The sequence below is a fragment of the Actinosynnema sp. NPDC059335 genome (assembly GCF_042752395.1).
GTDB lineage: Bacteria > Actinomycetota > Actinomycetes > Mycobacteriales > Pseudonocardiaceae > Actinosynnema.
The window spans coordinates 1-2880 of record NZ_JBHYXZ010000307.1; the positions used below are offsets into that span (position 1 = coordinate 1).

At 73.8% G+C, this 2880-nt stretch carries 3 protein-coding genes; 2 read left to right on the forward strand and 1 reads right to left on the reverse strand.

Translation table 11 applies throughout. From position 1 onward, the window contains the following. Positions 1-704, reverse strand: a 704-nt coding sequence (locus ACFXGA_RS40010; protein WP_378098381.1) for a hypothetical protein, incomplete at its 3' end; no start/stop codon positions are given. Between the two features lie 93 nt (positions 705-797). On the opposite strand from ACFXGA_RS40010, the gene ACFXGA_RS40015 reads away from it, so the two are divergent. Beyond that, positions 798-1760, forward strand: a complete 963-nt coding sequence (locus tag ACFXGA_RS40015; RefSeq protein WP_378098387.1) for a TolB family protein — start codon at positions 798-800, stop codon at positions 1758-1760. A 351-nt stretch (positions 1761-2111) separates the two neighbouring features. Further along, positions 2112-2879, forward strand: coding sequence for an acyltransferase family protein (locus ACFXGA_RS40020; protein ID WP_378098384.1), 768 nt, complete (start codon positions 2112-2114; stop codon positions 2877-2879). Position 2880 lies beyond the last annotated feature (1 nt).

The window sequence follows — 2880 nt, forward strand, 5'->3', positions numbered from 1 at the left end:
GCCGCGGGGGCGGGCGCGGGCGCGTCCTCCTCCGGCTCGACCGCCTTGCCCTCGCGCGCCTCACGGCGGCGGCGCAGGTGGTTGAGGATGCTGTCGCCGCCGAACGTGGCCGCCGTCGTCAACAGCATCAGCAGCACGAACGCCGCGCCCGCGTACCGGACCTTGCCGCCGATCTGGGCCTCCGCCGCGGTCGGGTTCACGATCACCTGCGAGGTGATGAACGTCGACTCCGGCGCCTTCAGCGCGGTCTGCTGCTTGTCCAGCTCCTTGGCCGCGAACTCCATCACCGTGGTGACCAACTTCTCGGCCGCCTCGGGCGTGCTGCCGTCCGCGGTCACGAACAGGAACGGCCCGCTCATGCCGCCGCCCGCCGCGGTGAAGTTCTCCGTCGAGTCCTTGTCCAGGCCGAGCGACTCCTTGCGCGTCTTCGGGTCGGCCAGGATCTGCGCCAGGATCTGCGCGGTCGTGGTGAGGCTGCCGTCGAACGCGAGCAGCGGGTTGACCCGCACCGCGTCCTCCGGCGACAGCTTCTCCGAGAACGTGCCACCGGCCGACGGCGATGTGAGCACCATGACACCCGAGGACTGGTAGCGCGTCGGGATGGACAGGAACACGCCCGCGGCGACGGCGACCGCCGTCACCGCCGCCGGGAGGGCGATGTACCACCGCCTGCGCAGAGTTCGCACGGCGCCCCAGAAGTCCATCCGCTCCCCGATCCACGTTTACCCTGCGTAGGTGCCCGCAAGGTGTTGTTACTCTGAAATCGGCCGACTCGCGCCTAGTCGTTACAGGTGGTGATGGACTTGGGCTACCGGCGGGTCGTCTTCGCCGTCGCGGCCATCGTACTGGTCGTCGGCGTGGCCGTGGGGTACGTGGTTTCGGTCGTGCGCGAGGCCGCGCCCGTGCCGGTCGCCTCGACCGGCGGGGACCTCATGTTCGTGGCCCTGGCGGACGGGCGCAGCCGGGTGGAGCAGGTCGACCTGGCCGATCCGGGCGCACGCGGCGCGACGGGGATGACGTGCCAGCGGGTGTACCGGGCCGGTGGCACGACGGTGTGCCTGAAGCTGGCGGGACCGGGTCCGACGTACGCGGCCGAGGTGTCGCGGGACGGTGGCGTGGTGCGGACCGTGCCGCTGCCGGGCGTGCCGAGCCGGGCGAAGGTGTCGGCGTCGGGGCACGTGGTCTCGTGGACGTCGTTCGTGACGGGCGACTCGTACTCCGTGCCCGGCGGGTTCTCGACCAGGACCGGGTTCCTGGACCTGCGCACCGGTGAGGCGGTGGAGTCCCTGGAGGGCTTCACGGCGGTCGTCGAGGGGCAGCAGCACACCGCGCAGGACGTGAACTACTGGGGGCTCACGGTGGCCGACGACGACCGCACCTTCTACGCGACGTTGGCGTCCGGCGGGTACACCTGGCTGGTGAAGGGCGACCTGGCGGAACGTCGCCTGGAGTCGTTGCGGCGTGACGCGGAGTGCCCGTCGCTGTCGCCGGACGGCACGAAGGTGGCCTACAAGAAGCGCATCGGGCGGTTGGGCCCGTGGGAGCTGGCCGTGCTCGACCTCAAGACCGGGGAGGAGCGCCGGCTGCCCGGGACGGCGGGCGTGGACGACCAGGCCACGTGGCTGGACGACGACCGGCTCGCGTTCGCCGCCGTGCCGAAGGACGCCAAGCTCGCTTCGATCCACGTCGTGCCGGCCGACGGGTCGTCCGCCGCCGTGCTGCTGATCCCCGACGCGACCTCCCCGTCGCCGGTCGGCTAACGCCTGGCCGAGCGCCGCGATCTCCTTGTGTCAGAAGGAGAACGCGGCCCTTGGGAGGCTGGAGTTGTTATCCCGGACGGTGAATGCCGCCGAACCCGCAAGAATGCTGTTACCGGGCAAGGGGTCCGCGCACGTCGGCCACCGGCGGTCAACCACCTGCGCCGCCCGCGTGGTCCACCCGGCCGCACGTGGCCGCCGCCGCACGCCGAGCGCGCTCCGCCCCGCCGACCCGGCGCCGACCCGATGACCACCGCGCCACCCCCGCCGTCCCGGACCCGGCCGTCCCAGACCTCGCCGCTCGCACCGCAAGCCCCGCTGATCCCGGCGCCCGCGCCGCCACCCGACTCGCGCGTGCCGCCCGCCTCCGCGGAACCGCCCGCGCCCCCGCCGCTCCCCGCGGTCCGGTTGCCGTCCCTCACCGGCCTGCGCTTCCTCGCCGCCTTCGTCGTCTTCGGCTTCCACCTGCACGCCGGCGGCCTGTTCGACGGCACGGGCGCGGAAGGGGTGCTGGCGGCCGTGTTCGGGCAGGGGGCGACCGGGGTCGGGTTCTTCTTCCTGCTCTCCGGGTTCGTGCTCACCTGGTCCGCCCGGCCCGGGGTGCCGGCCCGCGTCGCCCTGCGGCGCCGGGCCGCCCGGGTCCTGCCGAACCACGTCGTGGTCTGGCTCGTCGTGTTCGCGGGCCTGGCCTGGGCGGGCGGCGCGTCCGTGCTCACGGGCCTGCTGGGCCTGGTCCTGCTCCAGGCGTGGGTCCCGGTGCAGTCGGTCTACTTCGGCGTCAACACCCCGGCCTGGTCGCTGTCCTGCGAAGCCGCCTTCTACACCGCCTTCGGGTGGCTGCTCGGGCTGGTCGACAGGATCCCGCCCCGGCGGCTCCGGTGGGCCGCCGGCGGGCTCATGGCGGCCGTGGTCGCGGTGCCCGCGGTGGCGTTGCCGATGCCGGCCGGCCTGGAGTACTGGTTCGTCTACGTCTTCCCGGTCACCAGGGCGCTGGAGTTCGTGCTCGGCATGGTGCTGGCCCGGGTCGTGCGCGCGGGCCGGTGGGTGGGGCGGGGGCGCGCCCCGGCCGGCGCGGGGGGCGGGCGGGGCGCAGGCGGCGCCGGGCAACAGCGCGGGACGTGAG